Here is a 16,088-nt window from a genome sequence, read left to right as displayed (position 1 = left end):
TGCGGGCAGCGCCCCGCGCGCCGCGCCGGTGCGGGCACCGTGGGCCAGCAGGCATGCGCATCGCTCTGGGCGTAAGTTACAACGGTCAGGCCTACCAGGGCTGGCAGAGCCAGCCTTCGGGGCGCACCGTGCAAGACCACCTGCAAGCGGCACTCACCCGCTTTGCCACCGTGCCCGTCGCCACGCTGTGCGCCGGGCGCACCGATGCCGGCGTGCACGCGCTGATGCAGGTAGTGCACTTCGATACCGACATCGAGCGCCCCGAGTTCGCCTGGGTGCGCGGCACCAACCGCTTCTTGCCACCCGACGTGGCGGTGCAATGGGCGCGGCGGGTGCCAGACGCCTTCCATGCGCGCGCCTGCGCCGTTGCGCGCCGCTATGCCTATGTGCTGCTGCAGTCGCCCGTGCGTCCCAGCGTGGAAGCCGGGCGCGTCGGCTGGGTGTTTCAGCCGCTGGCGCTCGCAGCCATGCAGGAAGCCGCCGGCTACCTGATCGGCGAGCACGACTTCAGCGCGTTTCGCGCCGCCGGCTGCCAGGCCAGGAGCCCGGTCAAGCGCCTGCAGCGCATCGACATTTCCCACCGCGCCGCCCTGCAGCCGGCCGACACCGGCGCCCAAGGCTGCCCCACGGGCTACTGGCGCTTCGAGTTCGAAGGCAGCGCCTTCCTGCACCACATGGTGCGCAACATCATGGGCTGCCTCATCGCCATAGGCCAGGGCGCGCGGCCGGCGCACTGGATGCAGGAGCTGCTGCAGGCGCGCTCGCGCAGCATGGCGGCGCCGACCTTCATGGCCGACGGGCTGTATTTTCTTGGGCCGGTGTACGAGCGCGTCTGGGGTCTGCCCGATCGCGCGCCTGCGTATGATTGGCTGCCATGAGCGCCAGCCCGACGCATGCCACGACAACACGCACCCGCATCAAGATCTGCGGCCTGACCCGCGAAGCCGATGTGGACGCCGCCGTGGCCCTGGGCGTCGATGCGATCGGCTTCGTGCTCTACCGCGCCAGCCGGCGCTGCGTCACGCCCGAGCGCGCCGCCGAGCTGGCTGCCCGCCTGCCGCCCCTGGTCACGCCAGTGCTGCTTTTCGTCAATGCGTCTGCTTCTGAAACAATAGCTGCTTGCGCATGCGTACCGGGCGCTACAGCCCAATTTCATGGTGATGAATCGCCCGAAGACTGCTGGCAGGCCAGCGCCGGCGGACGCACTCCCTACCTGCGCGCAGCGCGCATTCCGGGCGGCGCCGCCGCCGGGCGCTTTGACCTCGTAAAATACGCCCACGATCACTCCCGCGCCCGTGCCATCCTGCTGGATGCCCAAACCCCAGGCTATGGCGGGGGCGGCAAAACATTCCCTTGGTCACTGCTGCCACCCTACGTCGACGCTCACCTCGTTTTGTCTGGTGGGCTCACACCTGCCAACGTGGGCGATGGCATCAGGGCAGTGCGCCCGCGTTGCAGGACGCTGGCCGTTGACGTGAGCTCCGGCGTGGAGCTTGAAGGCCCTGACGGCAAGCCCGTACACGGCATCAAGGACGCCGGCAAGATGGCCCGCTTCGTCGCCGCCGTGCGTGCGGCCGACGCAGCCTGACCCCCAAGAATCAAATGTTGCAATACGACCAACCCGATACCCGTGGCCATTTCGGCCCCTATGGCGGCAGTTTCGTCAGTGAAACCCTGACGCACGCCATCGACGAGCTGCGCGCCGCCTACGCGCGCTACCAGAACGACCCCGACTTCATCGCGGAATTTCGCAGCGAACTCGCGCACTACGTCGGCCGCCCCTCGCCGGTCTACCACGCGGCGCGCATGAGCCGCGAGCTCGGCGGCGCGCAGATTTACCTCAAGCGCGAAGACCTCAACCACACCGGCGCGCACAAGATCAACAACGTGATCGGCCAGGCGATGCTCGCGCGGCGCATGGGCAAGCCGCGCATCATCGCCGAGACCGGCGCGGGCCAGCACGGCGTGGCCACGGCCACGATCTGCGCGCGCTACGGTCTGGAGTGCGTGGTCTACATGGGCGCCGAAGACGTCAGGCGCCAGAGCCCCAACGTCTATCGCATGCAGCTCCTGGGCGCGCGCGTGGTGCCGGCGGAAAGCGGCAGCCGCACGCTCAAGGACGCGCTCAACGAGGCCATGCGCGACTGGGTGGCGAACGTGGACAACACCTTCTACATCATCGGCACCGTGGCCGGCCCCCACCCCTACCCGATGATGGTGCGCGACTTTCAAAGCGTGATCGGCACCGAATGCCTCACGCAGATGCCCGAGCTGCTCGGCCCCGGGCGCCAGCCCGATGCCGTCCTCGCCTGCGTGGGCGGAGGCAGCAACGCCATGGGCATCTTCTACCCCTACATCGCGCATGAGGCGGTGCAGCTGATCGGCGTCGAGGCCGCGGGCCAGGGGCTCGATTCGGGCAAGCATTCGGCCAGCCTGGAGCGCGGCAGCCCCGGCGTGCTGCACGGCAACCGCACCTACATCCTGCAGGACGACAAGGGCCAGATCACCGAGACGCACTCGATCAGCGCCGGGCTCGACTACCCCGGCGTCGGCCCCGAACACGCCTGGCTGCAGGACACCGGGCGCGCGCGCTACGTGGGCATCACCGACGATGAGGCGCTCGCGGCCTTTCACCACCTGTGCCGCACCGAAGGCATCATCCCGGCGCTGGAATCGAGCCACGCGCTGGCCTATGCGATGCAACTGGCGCCGACCATGTCGCCCGAACAAGCCATTCTCGTGAACCTCTCTGGCCGCGGCGACAAGGACATAGGCACGGTGGCCGACCTGGCCGGCGGCGAATACTTCGACCGGCCAAGCCAGCAGGGCGCCACGGTCAAGGGGGCCCGCGCATGAGCCGCATTGCCGACACCTTCGAAGCCCTGCAGGCCAAGGGCCGCAAGGCGCTGATTCCATACGTCACGGCGGGCTTTCCGTTTGCCGACATCACGCCCGCGCTGATGCACGGCATGGTCGAAGCGGGCGCCGACGTGATCGAGCTGGGCGTGCCGTTTTCCGATCCCATGGCCGACGGCCCGGTGATCCAGAAGGCCGGGGAAAAGGCCTTGCAACTGGGCATAGGCCTGGCCGAGGTGCTGGAGATGGTGCGGCTCTTTCGCCAGCGCAACAGCACGACGCCGGTGGTGCTCATGGGCTATGCCAACCCGGTGGAGCGCTACGAGCAGCAGCGCGGCCCGGGCAGCTTTGCGCGCGACTGCGCCGCCTGCGGCGTGGACGGCGTGCTCGTCGTCGATTACCCGCCCGAGGAATGCGAGCAGTTCGGCGCCGAGCTGCGCCGCAGCGGCATCGACCTGATCTTCCTGCTTGCGCCCACCTCCACGCCCGAGCGCATGCAGCAGGTAGCGCGCGTGGCCAGCGGCTATGTCTACTACGTCTCGCTCAAGGGCGTGACCGGCTCGGGCGCGCTCAAGACCGAAGAAGTGGCGGCCATGCTGCCGCGCATCCGCGAGCACGTGAAGATTCCGGTCGGCGTGGGCTTTGGCATACGCGACGCGCAAACCGCCCGGGCCATCGCCAGCGTGGCCGATGCCGTGGTCATGGGCAGTCGCATCATCGAGCTCGTCGAAGACCAGCCGCATGAACGCGTCGTCGGGGTCACCATCGACTTCCTGCGCCAGATCCGCAAGGCACTGGACGCCTGAATACCTGGGCCGCCCGCGGCCCATACCGAAGGAAACCACCATGTCCTGGCTTGAAAAACTCCTGCCTTCCAAGATCCAGCCCACCGACCCGGCCGAGCGCCGGCAAATGCCCGAAGGCTTGTGGATCAAGTGCCCGAGTTGCGATACCGTGCTCTACAAGACCGACCTGGAGCACAACCACAACGTCTGCCCCCACTGCGGCCACCATCACCGCATCGGCGCGCGTGCGCGGCTCGACGCCTTCCTGGACGCCGAGGGGCGCTACGAGATCGGCCAGGAAGTCATACCGGTGGACGCGCTCAAGTTCAAGGACAGCCGCAAATACCCCGAGCGCCTGAAAGAGGCGCTGGAGCACACCGGCGAGACCGATGCGCTCGTGGTCATGGGCGGCGCGGTCAAGAGCATCAGTCTGGTGGCCGCGGCCTTCGAGTTCGACTTCATGGGCGGCTCCATGGGCTCGGTCGTCGGCGAGCGCTTTGCGCGCGGCGTGGAAAACGCCATCGAGCAGAAGGTACCCTTCATCTGCTTTACCGCCACCGGCGGCGCACGCATGCAAGAGGGCCTGCTGTCGCTGATGCAGATGGCCAAGACCAATGCCGCACTCACCCGCCTGGCCAAGAAGGGCTTGCCCTACATCAGCGTGCTCACCGACCCGACCATGGGCGGCGTCTCGGCCGGCTTTGCCTTCATGGGCGACATCGTGATCGCCGAACCCGGCGCGCTGATCGGCTTTGCCGGGCCGCGCGTGATCGAGTCCACGGTGCGCGTGACCTTGCCCGAAGGCTTTCAGCGCGCCGAATTCCTGCAAAGCAAGGGCGCGGTGGACATGATCGTCGACCGCCGCCAGCTGCCGGCCACCGTGGCCCGGCTGCTGGCCATGCTGCAACGCCTGCCTGCAGACGCCATCGCCTGATCTCAAAAACAATAGCTGCCAGCGCTTTACTGACGGTCTCTAGAGCCGTATTTCATCAAAACAAGGAAGCGGCCTGGAGGTTCCCCAGGACGATCAGGAGCACCTGCAGTATCAGCAGCGCCACCAGCGGCGAGAAATCCAGCCCCTGGGGCTGCGGCAGCACGCGGCGCAGCGGCGCGAGCAAGGGCTCGGCAAGGCGCGCGACCACGCCGGCAATCGGCGAATGGTTGGGCACCCAGCTCAGCACGGCATGCAAGATGATGAGGCCGATCAGCCCGAGGATGGCCACGCGCACGATGCCAAACAGCACCAGCAACACCAGGCCGCCCAGGCCCGCGCCCGCCCAGAGCATCAGCACCAGGTATTGCACCGCCTGGGCCAGCACCGCCGCCAGCAGGCTTGCCACGTCCCAGCGGCTGCGCGGCGCCAGCAGCCGGCGCAGCGGCAGCACCAGCCAGTCGCTGAGCGCCAGCACCGCCTGCCCGACCGGGTTGCCAAACGGCAGTTGCAGGCGCTGCATGTACACGCGCAGCAGACAGGCGCCGGTGACCACGCTGGCGACAACGTCCAGCAGAAATGAAAAGATCTGGTAGAGCATGGGGCGGTGCGGCGGAGTGGGGCAAGGGGCGTACCATCATGCCACGGGGTGACCGGGTCGCGCTGGTCAGCGCGCGGGCCGTCGGGCACTGCAGCGGCCGCAGAGAAAGACCCCCGGGCGCAGGTTAACCCTCTTGCCAAAGCTCGGCCAACGATTAATCTAGTCGGACTTGCCGGCGCACACACAGCGCGCGGCACCCTCGAATCAACCTGTCCGAGAAGGTTTACATGAAGCTTCGCATGCGCCTACGCACGGCGTTGACGGCTCTTGCCGCAACCGCCTTTACGTTCACGGTCCAGGCCCAGATCAAGATCGCCATCGTCATACCGGCCAGCGGGCCACTTACCAAGACCGGCGACATGATTACCCAGGGCGTGAATACCGCCGTCGAACTAGTCAACGCGGCGGGCGGCATCAACGGAAAGCAGGTGCAGACCACCGTGTACGACGATGGCTGCGACCCCAAGCAGAGCCCCAAGGTGGCCAACCGGGTGCTTGACGACAAGATCCACTACATCGTCGGCCCGCTGTGCTCGGGCGCAACCATAGCGGCAGCGCCGATCTACAACAGCCAGCGCGTCGTGGCAGTCACGCCCTCGGCCACCTCGCCGGCGCTCACCGACGGTAACGACTACCACTACATCTTTCGCACCATAGGCCCGGACAATGAACAAGGGGCGGTCGCCGCGCGCTTCATCATCGACAAGCTCAAGCCGCGCAAGGTGGCCATGCTGCACGACAAGCAGGCCTATGGCCGCGGCATCGTCAACACCGCACGCAAGATCCTCGGGCGCGAGGGCGTGGACGTGGCCATGTACGAAGGCATCACCCCCGGGCTCAAGGACTACTCCGACGTGATTGACCGGCTGCGCGCAGCCGGTGTCGATTTCGTCTACTTCGGCGGCTACCACAACGAGATGGGGCTGTTGATGCGCCAAGCGCGTGAAGCGGGCCTGAACATGCGCATGATGGGCCCCGAGGGCGTGGCCAACGACGAGATCAACTCGATCGGCGGCGACGCGGTCGAGGGCATGCTGGTGACGCTGCCGGCGGATTTTTCCGCCGTCGCGCGCAACGCGGCCATCGTCAAGGCCTTCAAGGACAAGAAGCGCGACCCTTCGGGCGCCTTCCAGCTCACCTCCTACGCCGCCGCGCAGGTCATCATGGACAGCATCAAGGCGGTAGGCGACGACCCCACGCTCGTGGCCGAGCACATGCACAAGAGCACCTTCCAGACCCCGCTGGGCCCCACCAGCTGGAAAGCCAATGGCGACCTGACGGCCTTCGAGTTCCAGGTCTTCGAATGGCACAAGGACGGCAGCAAGACCCTGGTCAAGTAAATCGGCGCGCCACCCGGCACGCCGGGGCGGGCGGATTTTCGCGAGGCCGGCAGCAAAGCCGCCCTCCTGGCCTCCTAGAATCGGCGGTTTTCATCACCGCAGGCCCGCGCCTGCCCTGAACCGGCGCCCCGCACCGCGCGGCGGCGCCCCATTTCGCCATGCAAACCACCGATTCCGCCGCCGCCCCCTCCGGGCTTGATGAAAGCCAGCTGATTGCCGAGCGCAAGGACAAGCTCCGGCTGCTGCGCGAGCGCCAGGCGCAGGGGTTGGGCGTGGCTTTTCCCAACGATTTCAAGCCCGACCAGCACGCGGCCGAGCTGCAGCAGCGCTACGGCGAAAGGGAGGACGCCGAGCTGCAGGCGCAGGCGGTGCAGGTGAGCGTGGCCGGGCGCATGATGCTCAAGCGCGTGATGGGCAAAGCCAGTTTTGCCACGCTGCAGGACGGCTCGCTGGGCACGACCGGCGGGCGCATCCAGTTGTACATCACGCGCGATGCGCTGGGCGAAGAGCTCTACGCCGACTTCAAGCGCTGGGATCTGGGCGACATTCTTGGCGCCAGTGGCACGCTGATGAAGACGCGCACCGGCGAGCTGTCCATCAAGGTGAGCGCGCTGCGCCTGCTGACCAAGAGCCTGCGCCCGCTGCCGGACAAGTTCCACGGCATGCAGGACCAGGAGATGAAGTACCGCCAGCGCTACCTCGACCTGATGACCGACGAGGCCGCGCGCCGGCGCTTCATCGCGCGCAGCCAGGCGGTCTCGGGCATTCGCGCCTTCATGGTCGAGCACGGCTTCCTGGAGGTGGAAACGCCCATGCTGCACCCCATTCCCGGGGGCGCCAACGCCAAGCCCTTCGTCACGCACCACAACGCGCTGGATCAGGAGATGTACCTGCGCATCGCGCCCGAGCTCTACCTCAAGCGCCTGGTGGTCGGCGGCTTCGAGCGCGTGTTCGAGATCAACCGCAACTTCAGGAACGAAGGCATCTCGGTGCGCCACAACCCAGAGTTCACCATGATGGAGTTCTACGCCGCCTACTGGAACTACCGCGACCTGATGGACTACACCGAACAGTTGCTGCGCGACGCCGCGCTCAAGGCCACCGGCACGCTGCAGCTCACTTATGGCGGGCGCCCGGTGGACCTGGCCGCGCCGTTTGCGCGCATGACGATACGCGAGGCCATCGTGGCGCACACCGACGCGGGCGCGGGCGTGGACGACGCGCAGTGGCTGATCGCGGCGCTGCGCAAGCTCGGCCTCAAGGAAGAAAAAGACCAGCTCTCGCGCCGCTCGCTGGCCAGCCTGCAGGTGCTGTACTTCGAGGAAACGGTGGAAGAAAAGCTCTGGCAGCCGACCTTCATCATGGAGCATCCGACCGAGATCTCGCCGCTGGCGCGCGCCAACGACGAGCGCCCCGAGGTGACCGAGCGCTTCGAGCTCTACATCACCGGGCGCGAGATGGCCAACGGCTTTTCCGAGCTCAACGACGCGCAAGACCAGGCTGCGCGCTTTGCCGCCCAGGTACAGGCCAAGGACGCCGGCGACGAAGAGGCGATGTACTTCGACCACGATTTCGTGCGCGCACTGGAGTACGGCCTGCCGCCCACCGGCGGCTGCGGCATAGGCATAGACCGATTGATGATGCTGCTCACCGACAGCGCGAGCATCCGCGACGTGATCCTGTTCCCGGCCCTGCGCCGCGAGCAGTAAGAGGCCGAGGCCGCAGCCATGCTGGCACGCCTGAAGGCCACGCTGCCGCCGTGGATGCACGACTGGCTGGAGTTCATCGTGCCCACGGTGCAGATCCTGCTGATCGTGCTGGTGGCGCTGGCGCTGCACCATGCGCTGCGCCGGCTGATCCTGCGCGCCGGCGACCACTACCAGTTTCCGCACGAGCTCGTCAAGCCGATCAATGCGCTGCTGCGCCTGCTGATCCTGGGCGGCGCCTTCCTGCTGGTGCTCGAGCGCCTGGGCGTGTCGGCCGGCGTGCTCTGGAGCGCCCTCACCGGCTTTGCGGCCGTGGGCGCAGTGGCCTTCTTTGCCGCCTGGAGCGTGCTGTCCAACATCTTCTGCGCCTTCCTGATCTTCATGGTGGGGCCGTTTCGCGTGGGCGACCACGTGGAGTTGCTCGACACCAACACGGAAAAACCCGGACCCCTGGGCAAGGTGGTGGACATCAATCTGCTCTACACCACGCTGCAGGACGCCAGCCCCGGCCAGGAGCCGCGCCTGCTGCAGATTCCGAATGCGCTGGTCTTCCAGCGGGTGCTCAGGCGCTGGCCGGCCGGCGGCCCGCAGCCGCAGCCCGTGCAGACCCTGCAGCCGCCGCCGGTCCGCGACCCTCTTTAACAGAAAAATTCACGCAAAACCCGCGGCCGACATCAGGTTTTCCCGATGGTCAAACGGTCGCAAACGGTTAACCTTGTCCCTCTCGCAGGCGCTTACCGGCGTCGCAGAGATTTTTCACTTCTACCAATTTGAAAAGAGACTCCATGAAATTCCGCTTGCATACCCTGGTGGGTGCGATTGGCCTGGCCAGTGCATCGCTGATGTTCCCCGCGCACGCGCAGGTCAAGATCGCCATGGTGATCCCGGCCACCGGCCCGCTCACCCAGTACGGTGACATGATCAAGGAAGGCGTGCTCACCGCCGTGGAAATCGTGAACGCTGCCGGCGGCATCAATGGCAAGAAGGTCGAAACCGTGGTGGTTGACGACGCCTGCGAACCCAAGCAAGGACCGGTTGCCGCCAACCGCGTGGTCAACGACAAGATCCACTACGTCGTCGGCCCGGTCTGCTCGGGTGCCTCGATTGCCGCCGCACCGATCTACAACAACGAAGGCGTGGTCGTGGTCACGCCCTCGGCCACCTCGCCCGCGCTGACGGACGGCAAGAACTTCCACTACATCTTCCGCACCATCGGCCGCGATGACCAGCAGGGTCCGTCCGCCGCCAAGTTCATCATCGAGAAGATCAAGCCGACCAAGGTTGCGGTGCTGCACGACAAGCAGTCCTATGGCCAGGGCATCGCCTCTGCGGTGCGCGACGACCTGAAGAAGGCCGGCGTGGACGTGGCACTGTTCGAAGGCATCAACGCCGGCGACAGCGACTACTCCGCCGTCATCACCAAGCTCAAGAGCGCGGGCGTGGACTTCGTCTACTACGGCGGCTACCACCCCGAAATGGGTCTGCTGCTGCGCCAGGCCGGCGAGCAAGGCCTGAAGGTCAAGCTCATGGGCCCCGAGGGCGTGGGCAACCCCGAGATCAACGCGATTGCCGGCCCGGCCGTCGAAGGCATGCTGCTGACGCTGCCCGCCGACTTTGCCTCCAACCCCAAGAACGCTGCGGTGGTCAAGGCCTTCAAGGACAAGAAGCGCGACGCTTCGGGCGCCTTCCAGCTGACCTCCTATGCCGCTGCCCAGGTGATTCTGGACAGCGTCAAGGCCGTGGGCGACGATGCCAAGAAGGTGGCCGACCACATGCACGCCACCACCTTCGAAACGCCGCTGGGCGCCACCAGCTGGGATGCCAAGGGCGACCTGAAGTCCTTCGAGTTCCAGGTCTTCGAGTGGCACAAGGACGGCTCCAAGTCCCTCGTGAAGTAAGCCTGGCCACAGGCTGAGCGCCGCCGCCGTGCTGCAGTGCATACCGCTGCAGCACCGTCAGGCGGCGCTGCCGTATTTGCTCCCTAGAGTGCGCACCATGGCCGTGCGCGCTTTGCCCGAGGGCCTCCATGTCTGATTTCCTACCCCAGCTGCTGCAGCAGCTCTTCAATGGCCTGTCGCTCGGCGCCATCTATGCGCTGATCGCCATCGGCTACACGATGGTCTACGGCATCATCGGCATGATCAACTTCGCACACGGCGAGATCTACATGATCGGCGCCTACGTCGGGCTGGTCACGCTGTCCGCCGTGGGCGTGCAAAGCGGCCTGCCGGTGTGGCTGGTGATCACGCTGATGCTGCTGGTCGCGGTGCTGGTCACCGCCGTCTACGGCTACGTGGTCGAGCAGCTCGCGTACAAGCCGCTGCGCGGCAGCCCGCGCCTGGTGCCGCTGATCTCTGCCATCGGCATGTCCATCTTCCTGCAGAACTGGATGGCGCTGGGCCAGGGCGCGCGCGACATGGCGGTGCCCGCGCTGATTCCCGGCGCGATGCGCTTTGGCGGCGAGGGCGGCGGCTTCGAGATTTTCATTCCCTATGCCCGCGTGCTGGTGATCGCCGTCACCGTGGTGCTCATGGTCTTGCTCACGCTGTACATCCGCAACTCGCGCATGGGCCGCGCCAGCCGCGCCTGCTCGCAGGACATGCACATGGCCAATCTGCTGGGCATAGACACCAACCGCGTGATCTCTTTTACCTTCGTCCTGGGGGCGATACTGGCGGCCGTCGGCGGCGTGCTGATCGCCCTGGCCGTGGGCAAGCTCAACCCCTTCATCGGTTTCATCGCCGGCATCAAGGCCTTCACCGCGGCCGTGCTCGGCGGCATAGGCAGCATCCCCGGCGCCATGCTCGGCGGCGTGATCCTGGGCATTGCCGAGACCCTGGCCGCAGCCTACATCTCGTCCGAATACAAGGACATCGTCGCCTTCGCGCTGCTGGTGCTGATCCTGATGTTCCGCCCCACCGGGCTGCTGGGCAAACCCGAAGTGGAGAAAGTCTGATGGCAAGCACCGCATCCTCCACCGACGTGCGCGGCGCGCTGCGCGGCGCCATCGTCGCGACCGTGCTCGCGGCGATCGTGCTGCTGCCCTCGTTCACGCTGCACCTGGAGCGCGCCGGCGCGCGCACCACGCTGGTGCCCAACTGGTCCACCCTGCTCTGGGGGTGCCTCGCAGTCTTCGTGGTGCAATTTTTGCGCCCGCTGGTGTTCCCGCGCCTGCCGACGCTGAAATTGCCTGCGCTACCCAGCTTCGAGCCAGGCCAGCACCGCGTGCTGGTGCTGGCGGTGCTGATGGCCGCCGTGATCTGGCCCTTTTTTGGCGGGCGCAATTCGGTGGACATCGCCACGCTCACGCTGATCTACGTGATGCTGGGCCTGGGCCTGAACATCGTCGTCGGCTTTGCCGGGCTGCTGGACCTGGGCTTCGTCGGCTTTTACGCTACCGGCGCCTACACCTTCGCCATGCTCTACCACTGGGCGGGCTGGAGTTTCTGGGAGGCGCTGCCGCTGACCGGCGCGGTCTCGGCCTTCTTCGGCTTCATCCTGGGTTTTCCGGTACTGCGCCTGCGCGGCGACTACCTGGCCATCGTGACCTTGGGTTTTGGCGAAATCATCCGCCTGCTGCTGGTCAACCTGGTGGACTTCACCGGCGGGCCCGACGGCATCGCCGGTCTGCCCAAGCCGACGGTGTTCGGCCTGCCGATGACGCGCAACCCCACGGTGGAAGGCGGCACCACCTTCCACCAGTTCTTCGGCATCGAGTTCAACACCATGCACATGGTGATCTTTCTCTACCTGATGGCGCTGCTGCTCGCCTGCATCACGCTGTATATCAGCAACCGCCTGATACGCATGCCCATAGGCCGCTCCTGGGAGGCGCTGCGCGAAGACGAGATCGCCTGCCGCTCGCTTGGCATGAGCCCGATGAAGATCAAGCTCTCGGCCTTCACGCTCGGGGCCATGTTCGCGGGCTTTGGCGGCGCCTTCTTCGCCGCGCGCCAGGGCATCGTCAACCCCGAATCCTTCACCTTCATCGAATCGGCGCTGATCCTGGCCATCGTGGTGCTCGGCGGCATGGGCTCGCAGCTCGGGGTGATCGTCGCGGCCATCGTGCTCACCGTGCTGCCCGAGTTCGCGCGTGAATTTTCCCAGTACCGCATGCTGATCTTCGGCTTCGTGATGATCGTGATGATGGTCTGGCGCCCGCAGGGCCTGCTGCCGATGAAGCGCCACCAGGTGGAGGTGCCGCAATGAGCGCGCCGATTCTCACCGTCAAGGACTTGAGCATGCGCTTTGGCGGCCTGCTGGCGGTCGACGGCATCAGCTTCGAGGTGAGCCCCAAGGAGATCTTCGCCATCATCGGGCCCAATGGCGCGGGCAAGACGACGGTGTTCAACTGCATCAGCGGTTTTTACAAGCCCACGACCGGTGCCATCGCGCTCAATGGCAAGAGCATCGCCGGCCACCCCAGCCACCACGTGGCCAATGAAGGCGTGGTGCGCACCTTCCAGAACGTGCGCCTGTTCAAGAGCATGACGGTGCTGGAAAACCTGCTCGTGGCCCAGCACCGCCAGCACCGCCCGCCGCCGCTGTCTGGCCTGTTCAACACCCGGCGCTACCGCGAGAGCGAACAGCTCAAGATCCACAACGCGCTCAAATGGCTTGACGTGATGGAGTTGCGCCAGTACGCCAACCGCGAGGCCGGCAACCTCGCCTACGGCCACCAGCGGCGCCTGGAGATCGCGCGCTGCATGATCACCGGGCCGCGTCTGCTGATGCTCGACGAGCCGGCGGCGGGCCTGAACCCGCAGGAAAAGAAGGACTTGCAGCAGCTGATCGACCGCCTGCGCCGCGACTACGGTGTGACGGTGCTGCTGATCGAACACGACATGGGATTGGTGATGGGCGTCTCCGAACGCATTCTGGTGATGGAGTACGGGCGCCCGATTGCCCTGGGCACGCCCGAAGCGGTGCGCAACGACGAGCGGGTCATCAAGGCCTACCTGGGAGAAGCCTGATGAATGCCAGCACCACTCCCATGCTCCAACTGGAGAAGCTGTCCACCCACTACGGCGCGATCTGTGCCGTCAATGAGGTGTCGCTGCACGTCAACCAGGGCGAGATCGTCTCGCTGATTGGTGCCAACGGCGCGGGCAAGACATCGCTCTTGATGACCATCTGCGGCACGCCGCGCGCCAGCGGCGGCAGGGTGATCCTGGAAGGCCGCGACATCACCCATGCGCCCACGCACGAGATCATGCGCATGGGTCTTGCGGTCTCGCCCGAGGGGCGGCGCGTGTTCCCGCAGCTCACGGTGCTGGAAAACCTCAAGATGGGCGGCTTCTTCCAGGACAAGGACGCGATCGACAAGGGCGTGACCCACGTCTTCGAGCTGTTCCCGCGCCTGAAGGACCGCGCCAACCAGCGCGCCGGCACCATGAGCGGCGGCGAGCAGCAAATGCTGGCCATAGGCCGCGCGCTGATGAGCGAACCGCACCTGCTGCTGCTCGACGAACCCACGCTCGGCCTGGCGCCGCTCATCATCGCGCAGATCTTCGAGATCATCGAAACCGTGCGCGCCGACGGCGTGACGGTGTTTCTGGTCGAACAGAACGCCAACCGCGCGCTGTCCATCGCCGATCGCGGCTACGTGCTGGAAAACGGCCACCTGGTGATGGAAGACACCGGCGCCAACCTGCTGGCCAATCCCGACATCCGCAAGGCCTACCTCGGCGGCTGAACACGCCGGCGCCGGCGGTCAGTCGCCCAGGCAGACGCCGATGTCGCGCGCCATGGTGACAAGCTCATGCCCGCGCGCCACGGTGCGCTGCACATTGGCCACCTCTGCCATGGGCACGCTGCCTATGCGCCCGTGCTGCAGCGTGGCCATCTGGCCGAAGCGCCGCTGCACCACCAGTTGCGCCGCATGGTGGCCAAAGCGCGTGGCCAGCACGCGGTCGAACGGCGTGGGGTCGCCGCCGCGCTGCAGGTGGCCGAGCACCGTGGTGCGCACCTCGCTCGCCAGCAGCGGCTGCAACTGTGTGCGCAGCACGTGGCCCACGCCGCCCAGACGCACCGGGTCGGGGCTGCCCGCGACCTGCTCGCGCACCGTGAGGCCCGCGCCCCTGGCCTTGGCGCCCTCGCCCATGCAGATGATGGTGTAGCGCTGGCGCTGCTCGCGCGCGCGGCAATGCGCGGCCACGGCCTCGATGTCGTAGTCGATCTCGGGCAGCAGGATGACGTCGGCGGCGCCCGCCAGGCCCGCCTCCAGCGCCAGCCAGCCGGCGTGGCGCCCCATGGTCTCGACGATCATCACGCGGTGGTGGCTGCTGGCGGTGCTCTCCAGGCGGCGCAGCGCCTCGGCCGCAGTGGTGACGGCGGTGTCAAAGCCGAAGCTGCGCTCGCAGTGCGCAATGTCGTTGTCTATGGTCTTGGGCACGCCCACGCAGTGCACGCCCGTGGCCTGGGCCACGCCGTGGGCCAGACTCATGGTGCCGTCGCCGCCTATGGCTACCAGCACGTCCAGCTGCAGCACTGCCAGGTTGCGGGCCACCTGGGCGAGCGTGCTTGCATCGCGCAGCGGGTTGGCGCTGTTGCTCGTGCCCAAGATGGTGCCGCCCAGGTGCAGGATGCCGCTCACGCGCTGCCAGTCCAGCCGCTGCACGCGCGGCACCTGCTCCATCAGGCCCTGAAAGCCGTCCTCTATGCCCAGCACCTCGCACTGGCCGTGGCGGATCAGCGACTTGGTCACTGCGCGGATGACGGCGTTGAGCCCCGGGCAGTCGCCGCCGCCCGTCAGCATGCCTACGCGCAGCTTCACGCCAGCTGCTCCAGCGCCGCCATGTAGGCCGGCTGCAGCATCAGCTCGTCCCAGGGCAGTGGCGGCGTCTGCGGCAGCAGCGCCAGGCGCCGCTCTTCGCCCGCGCCGTCGGGCTGCCAGTGCCCTTGCTGCAGCGCGCGCTCCAGGCCGTCGATCAGCTCGTCCAGCCCCCGGCCCTCGCCCAGGCTCTGGTTGCACAGCAAGACCATGTCGCAGCCGGCCGCCAGCGCCGCCAGCGCCGCATCGGCATAGCCCAGCGGCTGGCCGGCAAGGCGGCGCGCGCCCTCCATGCTCAGGTCGTCGCTGAAGATGGCGCCGTCAAAACCCAGGCGCTCGCGCAGGATGTCCTGCAGCCAGCGGCGCGAAAAGCCCGCCGGGCGCGCATCGACGCGCGGATAGACGACGTGCGCCGGCATCACGCTGGCGAGCGCGCTGCGCAGCCAGGGGTAAGGCGCGGCGTCGTCCGCCAGGATGGCCTTGAGGCTGCGCTCATCCACGGGCAGATCCACATGCGAATCTGCGGCCGCAAAGCCATGGCCGGGAAAGTGCTTGCCGCAATTGGCCATGCCGGCCTGCCGCAGGCCGTGCATCAGCGCACGAGCCAGCGCCGCCACCACGCGCGGGTCGCGGTGCAGCGCGCGGTCGCCAACCACGCCGCTGCTGCCGTGGTCCAGATCGAGCACCGGCGTGAACGACAAGTCCACGCCGCAGGCGCGCAGCTCCGCGCCCAGCACGTAGCCGGTGGCGGTGGCAGCGTTGAGTGCGCGCATCGCCCCGCTGCCCTCGCCTTTCCTGCCGTCTTGCATCCACATCCTGCCGAGTGCACGCATTGGCGGCAGATGGGTGAAGCCGTCGCTCCTGAAGCGCTGCACCCGCCCGCCCTCGTGGTCGACGCAGACCAGCAGGTCGGCGCGCAAGGCCTTGATCTCGGCCACCAGATCCACCAGCTGGGCGCGGCTTTCCCAGTTGCGCGTGAACAGGGTGAGGCCGCCGACCAGCGGGTGCGCGAGCCGGCGCCGGTCGTCCGCGCTCAGCGTGGTGGCGGCGACGTCGATGATCAAAGGTGATTGTTCGGGCATGGCAATCTCCGTTTT

16 protein-coding genes are annotated in these 16,088 nt (G+C 67.0%); 13 read left to right on the top strand and 3 right to left on the bottom strand.

What is annotated here, in order from left to right; genetic code table 11:
* The first annotated feature begins 53 nt into the window (after nucleotides 1-53).
* Genes truA through accD form a run of 5 tightly spaced genes read left to right on the top strand, consistent with a single transcriptional unit; the run spans nucleotide 54 to nucleotide 4,575 of the window.
* Nucleotides 54-878, top strand: coding sequence for a tRNA pseudouridine(38-40) synthase TruA (gene truA, locus KUD94_RS00730; protein ID WP_218238020.1), 825 nt, complete (start codon nucleotides 54-56; stop codon nucleotides 876-878).
* A complete protein-coding gene (locus KUD94_RS00725) occupies nucleotides 875-1,588 on the top strand; it encodes a phosphoribosylanthranilate isomerase (RefSeq protein WP_218238019.1) in 714 nt (237 codons plus the stop codon). Before truA ends, KUD94_RS00725 begins: the two co-directional genes overlap by 4 nt.
* 14 nt (nucleotides 1,589-1,602) lie before the next feature.
* Nucleotides 1,603-2,856: a tryptophan synthase subunit beta gene (gene trpB, locus KUD94_RS00720; protein ID WP_218238018.1), complete on the top strand. Its 1,254-nt coding sequence runs from the start codon at nucleotides 1,603-1,605 to the stop codon at nucleotides 2,854-2,856.
* Nucleotides 2,853-3,662, top strand: a complete 810-nt coding sequence (trpA, locus tag KUD94_RS00715; RefSeq protein ID WP_218238017.1) for a tryptophan synthase subunit alpha — start codon at nucleotides 2,853-2,855, stop codon at nucleotides 3,660-3,662. Before trpB ends, trpA begins: the two co-directional genes overlap by 4 nt.
* 40 nt (nucleotides 3,663-3,702) lie before the next feature.
* On the top strand, nucleotides 3,703-4,575 hold the full coding sequence (accD, locus tag KUD94_RS00710) for an acetyl-CoA carboxylase, carboxyltransferase subunit beta (protein WP_218238016.1): 873 nt from the start codon (nucleotides 3,703-3,705) through the stop codon (nucleotides 4,573-4,575).
* A 55-nt stretch (nucleotides 4,576-4,630) separates the two neighbouring features.
* Here accD and KUD94_RS00705 read toward each other — a convergent pair whose 3' ends face one another.
* Nucleotides 4,631-5,173 carry a YggT family protein gene (locus KUD94_RS00705; RefSeq protein ID WP_218238015.1) on the bottom strand — a complete coding sequence of 181 codons (543 nt, stop codon included), beginning with the start codon at nucleotides 5,171-5,173 and terminating at the stop codon, nucleotides 4,631-4,633.
* Nucleotides 5,174-5,400: 227 nt separating this feature from the next.
* Here KUD94_RS00705 and KUD94_RS00700 point away from each other — a divergent pair, with 227 nt between their 5' ends.
* From KUD94_RS00700 to KUD94_RS00665, 8 genes are all read left to right on the top strand, one after another.
* Nucleotides 5,401-6,513 carry a high-affinity branched-chain amino acid ABC transporter substrate-binding protein gene (locus tag KUD94_RS00700; protein ID WP_218238014.1) on the top strand — a complete coding sequence of 371 codons (1,113 nt, stop codon included), beginning with the start codon at nucleotides 5,401-5,403 and terminating at the stop codon, nucleotides 6,511-6,513.
* A gap of 158 nt (nucleotides 6,514-6,671) precedes the next feature.
* Nucleotides 6,672-8,222, top strand: a complete 1,551-nt coding sequence (lysS, locus tag KUD94_RS00695; RefSeq protein ID WP_218238013.1) for a lysine--tRNA ligase — start codon at nucleotides 6,672-6,674, stop codon at nucleotides 8,220-8,222.
* Between the two features lie 18 nt (nucleotides 8,223-8,240).
* Nucleotides 8,241-8,861 (top strand): mechanosensitive ion channel family protein, encoded by a 621-nt coding sequence (locus KUD94_RS00690; RefSeq protein WP_218238012.1) that lies wholly within the window; start codon nucleotides 8,241-8,243, stop codon nucleotides 8,859-8,861.
* A gap of 200 nt (nucleotides 8,862-9,061) precedes the next feature.
* The gene (locus tag KUD94_RS00685) at nucleotides 9,062-10,117 is read left to right on the top strand and encodes a high-affinity branched-chain amino acid ABC transporter substrate-binding protein (protein WP_370625903.1); all 1,056 of its coding nucleotides are present in this window, start codon (nucleotides 9,062-9,064) and stop codon (nucleotides 10,115-10,117) included.
* Between the two features lie 128 nt (nucleotides 10,118-10,245).
* Entirely contained in the window at nucleotides 10,246-11,175 is a 930-nt protein-coding gene (gene livH, locus KUD94_RS00680; protein WP_218238010.1) for a high-affinity branched-chain amino acid ABC transporter permease LivH, read from the top strand.
* Nucleotides 11,175-12,428 carry a high-affinity branched-chain amino acid ABC transporter permease LivM gene (locus KUD94_RS00675; protein WP_218238009.1) on the top strand — a complete coding sequence of 418 codons (1,254 nt, stop codon included), beginning with the start codon at nucleotides 11,175-11,177 and terminating at the stop codon, nucleotides 12,426-12,428. Before livH ends, KUD94_RS00675 begins: the two co-directional genes overlap by 1 nt.
* On the top strand, nucleotides 12,425-13,192 hold the full coding sequence (livG, locus tag KUD94_RS00670) for a high-affinity branched-chain amino acid ABC transporter ATP-binding protein LivG (protein ID WP_218238008.1): 768 nt from the start codon (nucleotides 12,425-12,427) through the stop codon (nucleotides 13,190-13,192). The genes KUD94_RS00675 and livG overlap by 4 nt, the downstream gene beginning before the upstream one ends.
* Before the next feature lie 20 nt (nucleotides 13,193-13,212).
* Entirely contained in the window at nucleotides 13,213-13,914 is a 702-nt protein-coding gene (locus KUD94_RS00665) for an ABC transporter ATP-binding protein (protein ID WP_218239144.1), read from the top strand.
* Nucleotides 13,915-13,932: 18 nt separating this feature from the next.
* Here the strand turns inward: KUD94_RS00665 and KUD94_RS00660 are convergent, their stop codons facing one another.
* Complete coding sequence (locus KUD94_RS00660) at nucleotides 13,933-14,988, bottom strand: 6-phosphofructokinase (RefSeq protein WP_218239143.1); 1,056 nt, start codon at nucleotides 14,986-14,988, stop codon at nucleotides 13,933-13,935.
* 2 nt (nucleotides 14,989-14,990) lie between these two features.
* Nucleotides 14,991-16,073, bottom strand: coding sequence for a beta-N-acetylhexosaminidase (gene nagZ / locus KUD94_RS00655; protein WP_218238007.1), 1,083 nt, complete (start codon nucleotides 16,071-16,073; stop codon nucleotides 14,991-14,993).
* Nucleotides 16,074-16,088 lie beyond the last annotated feature (15 nt).

The sequence above is a fragment of the Comamonas sp. NLF-1-9 genome (assembly GCF_019195435.1).
Classification (GTDB): domain Bacteria; phylum Pseudomonadota; class Gammaproteobacteria; order Burkholderiales; family Burkholderiaceae_C; genus Comamonas_C.
This window is presented reverse-complemented; position numbering and strand designations above follow the sequence as displayed.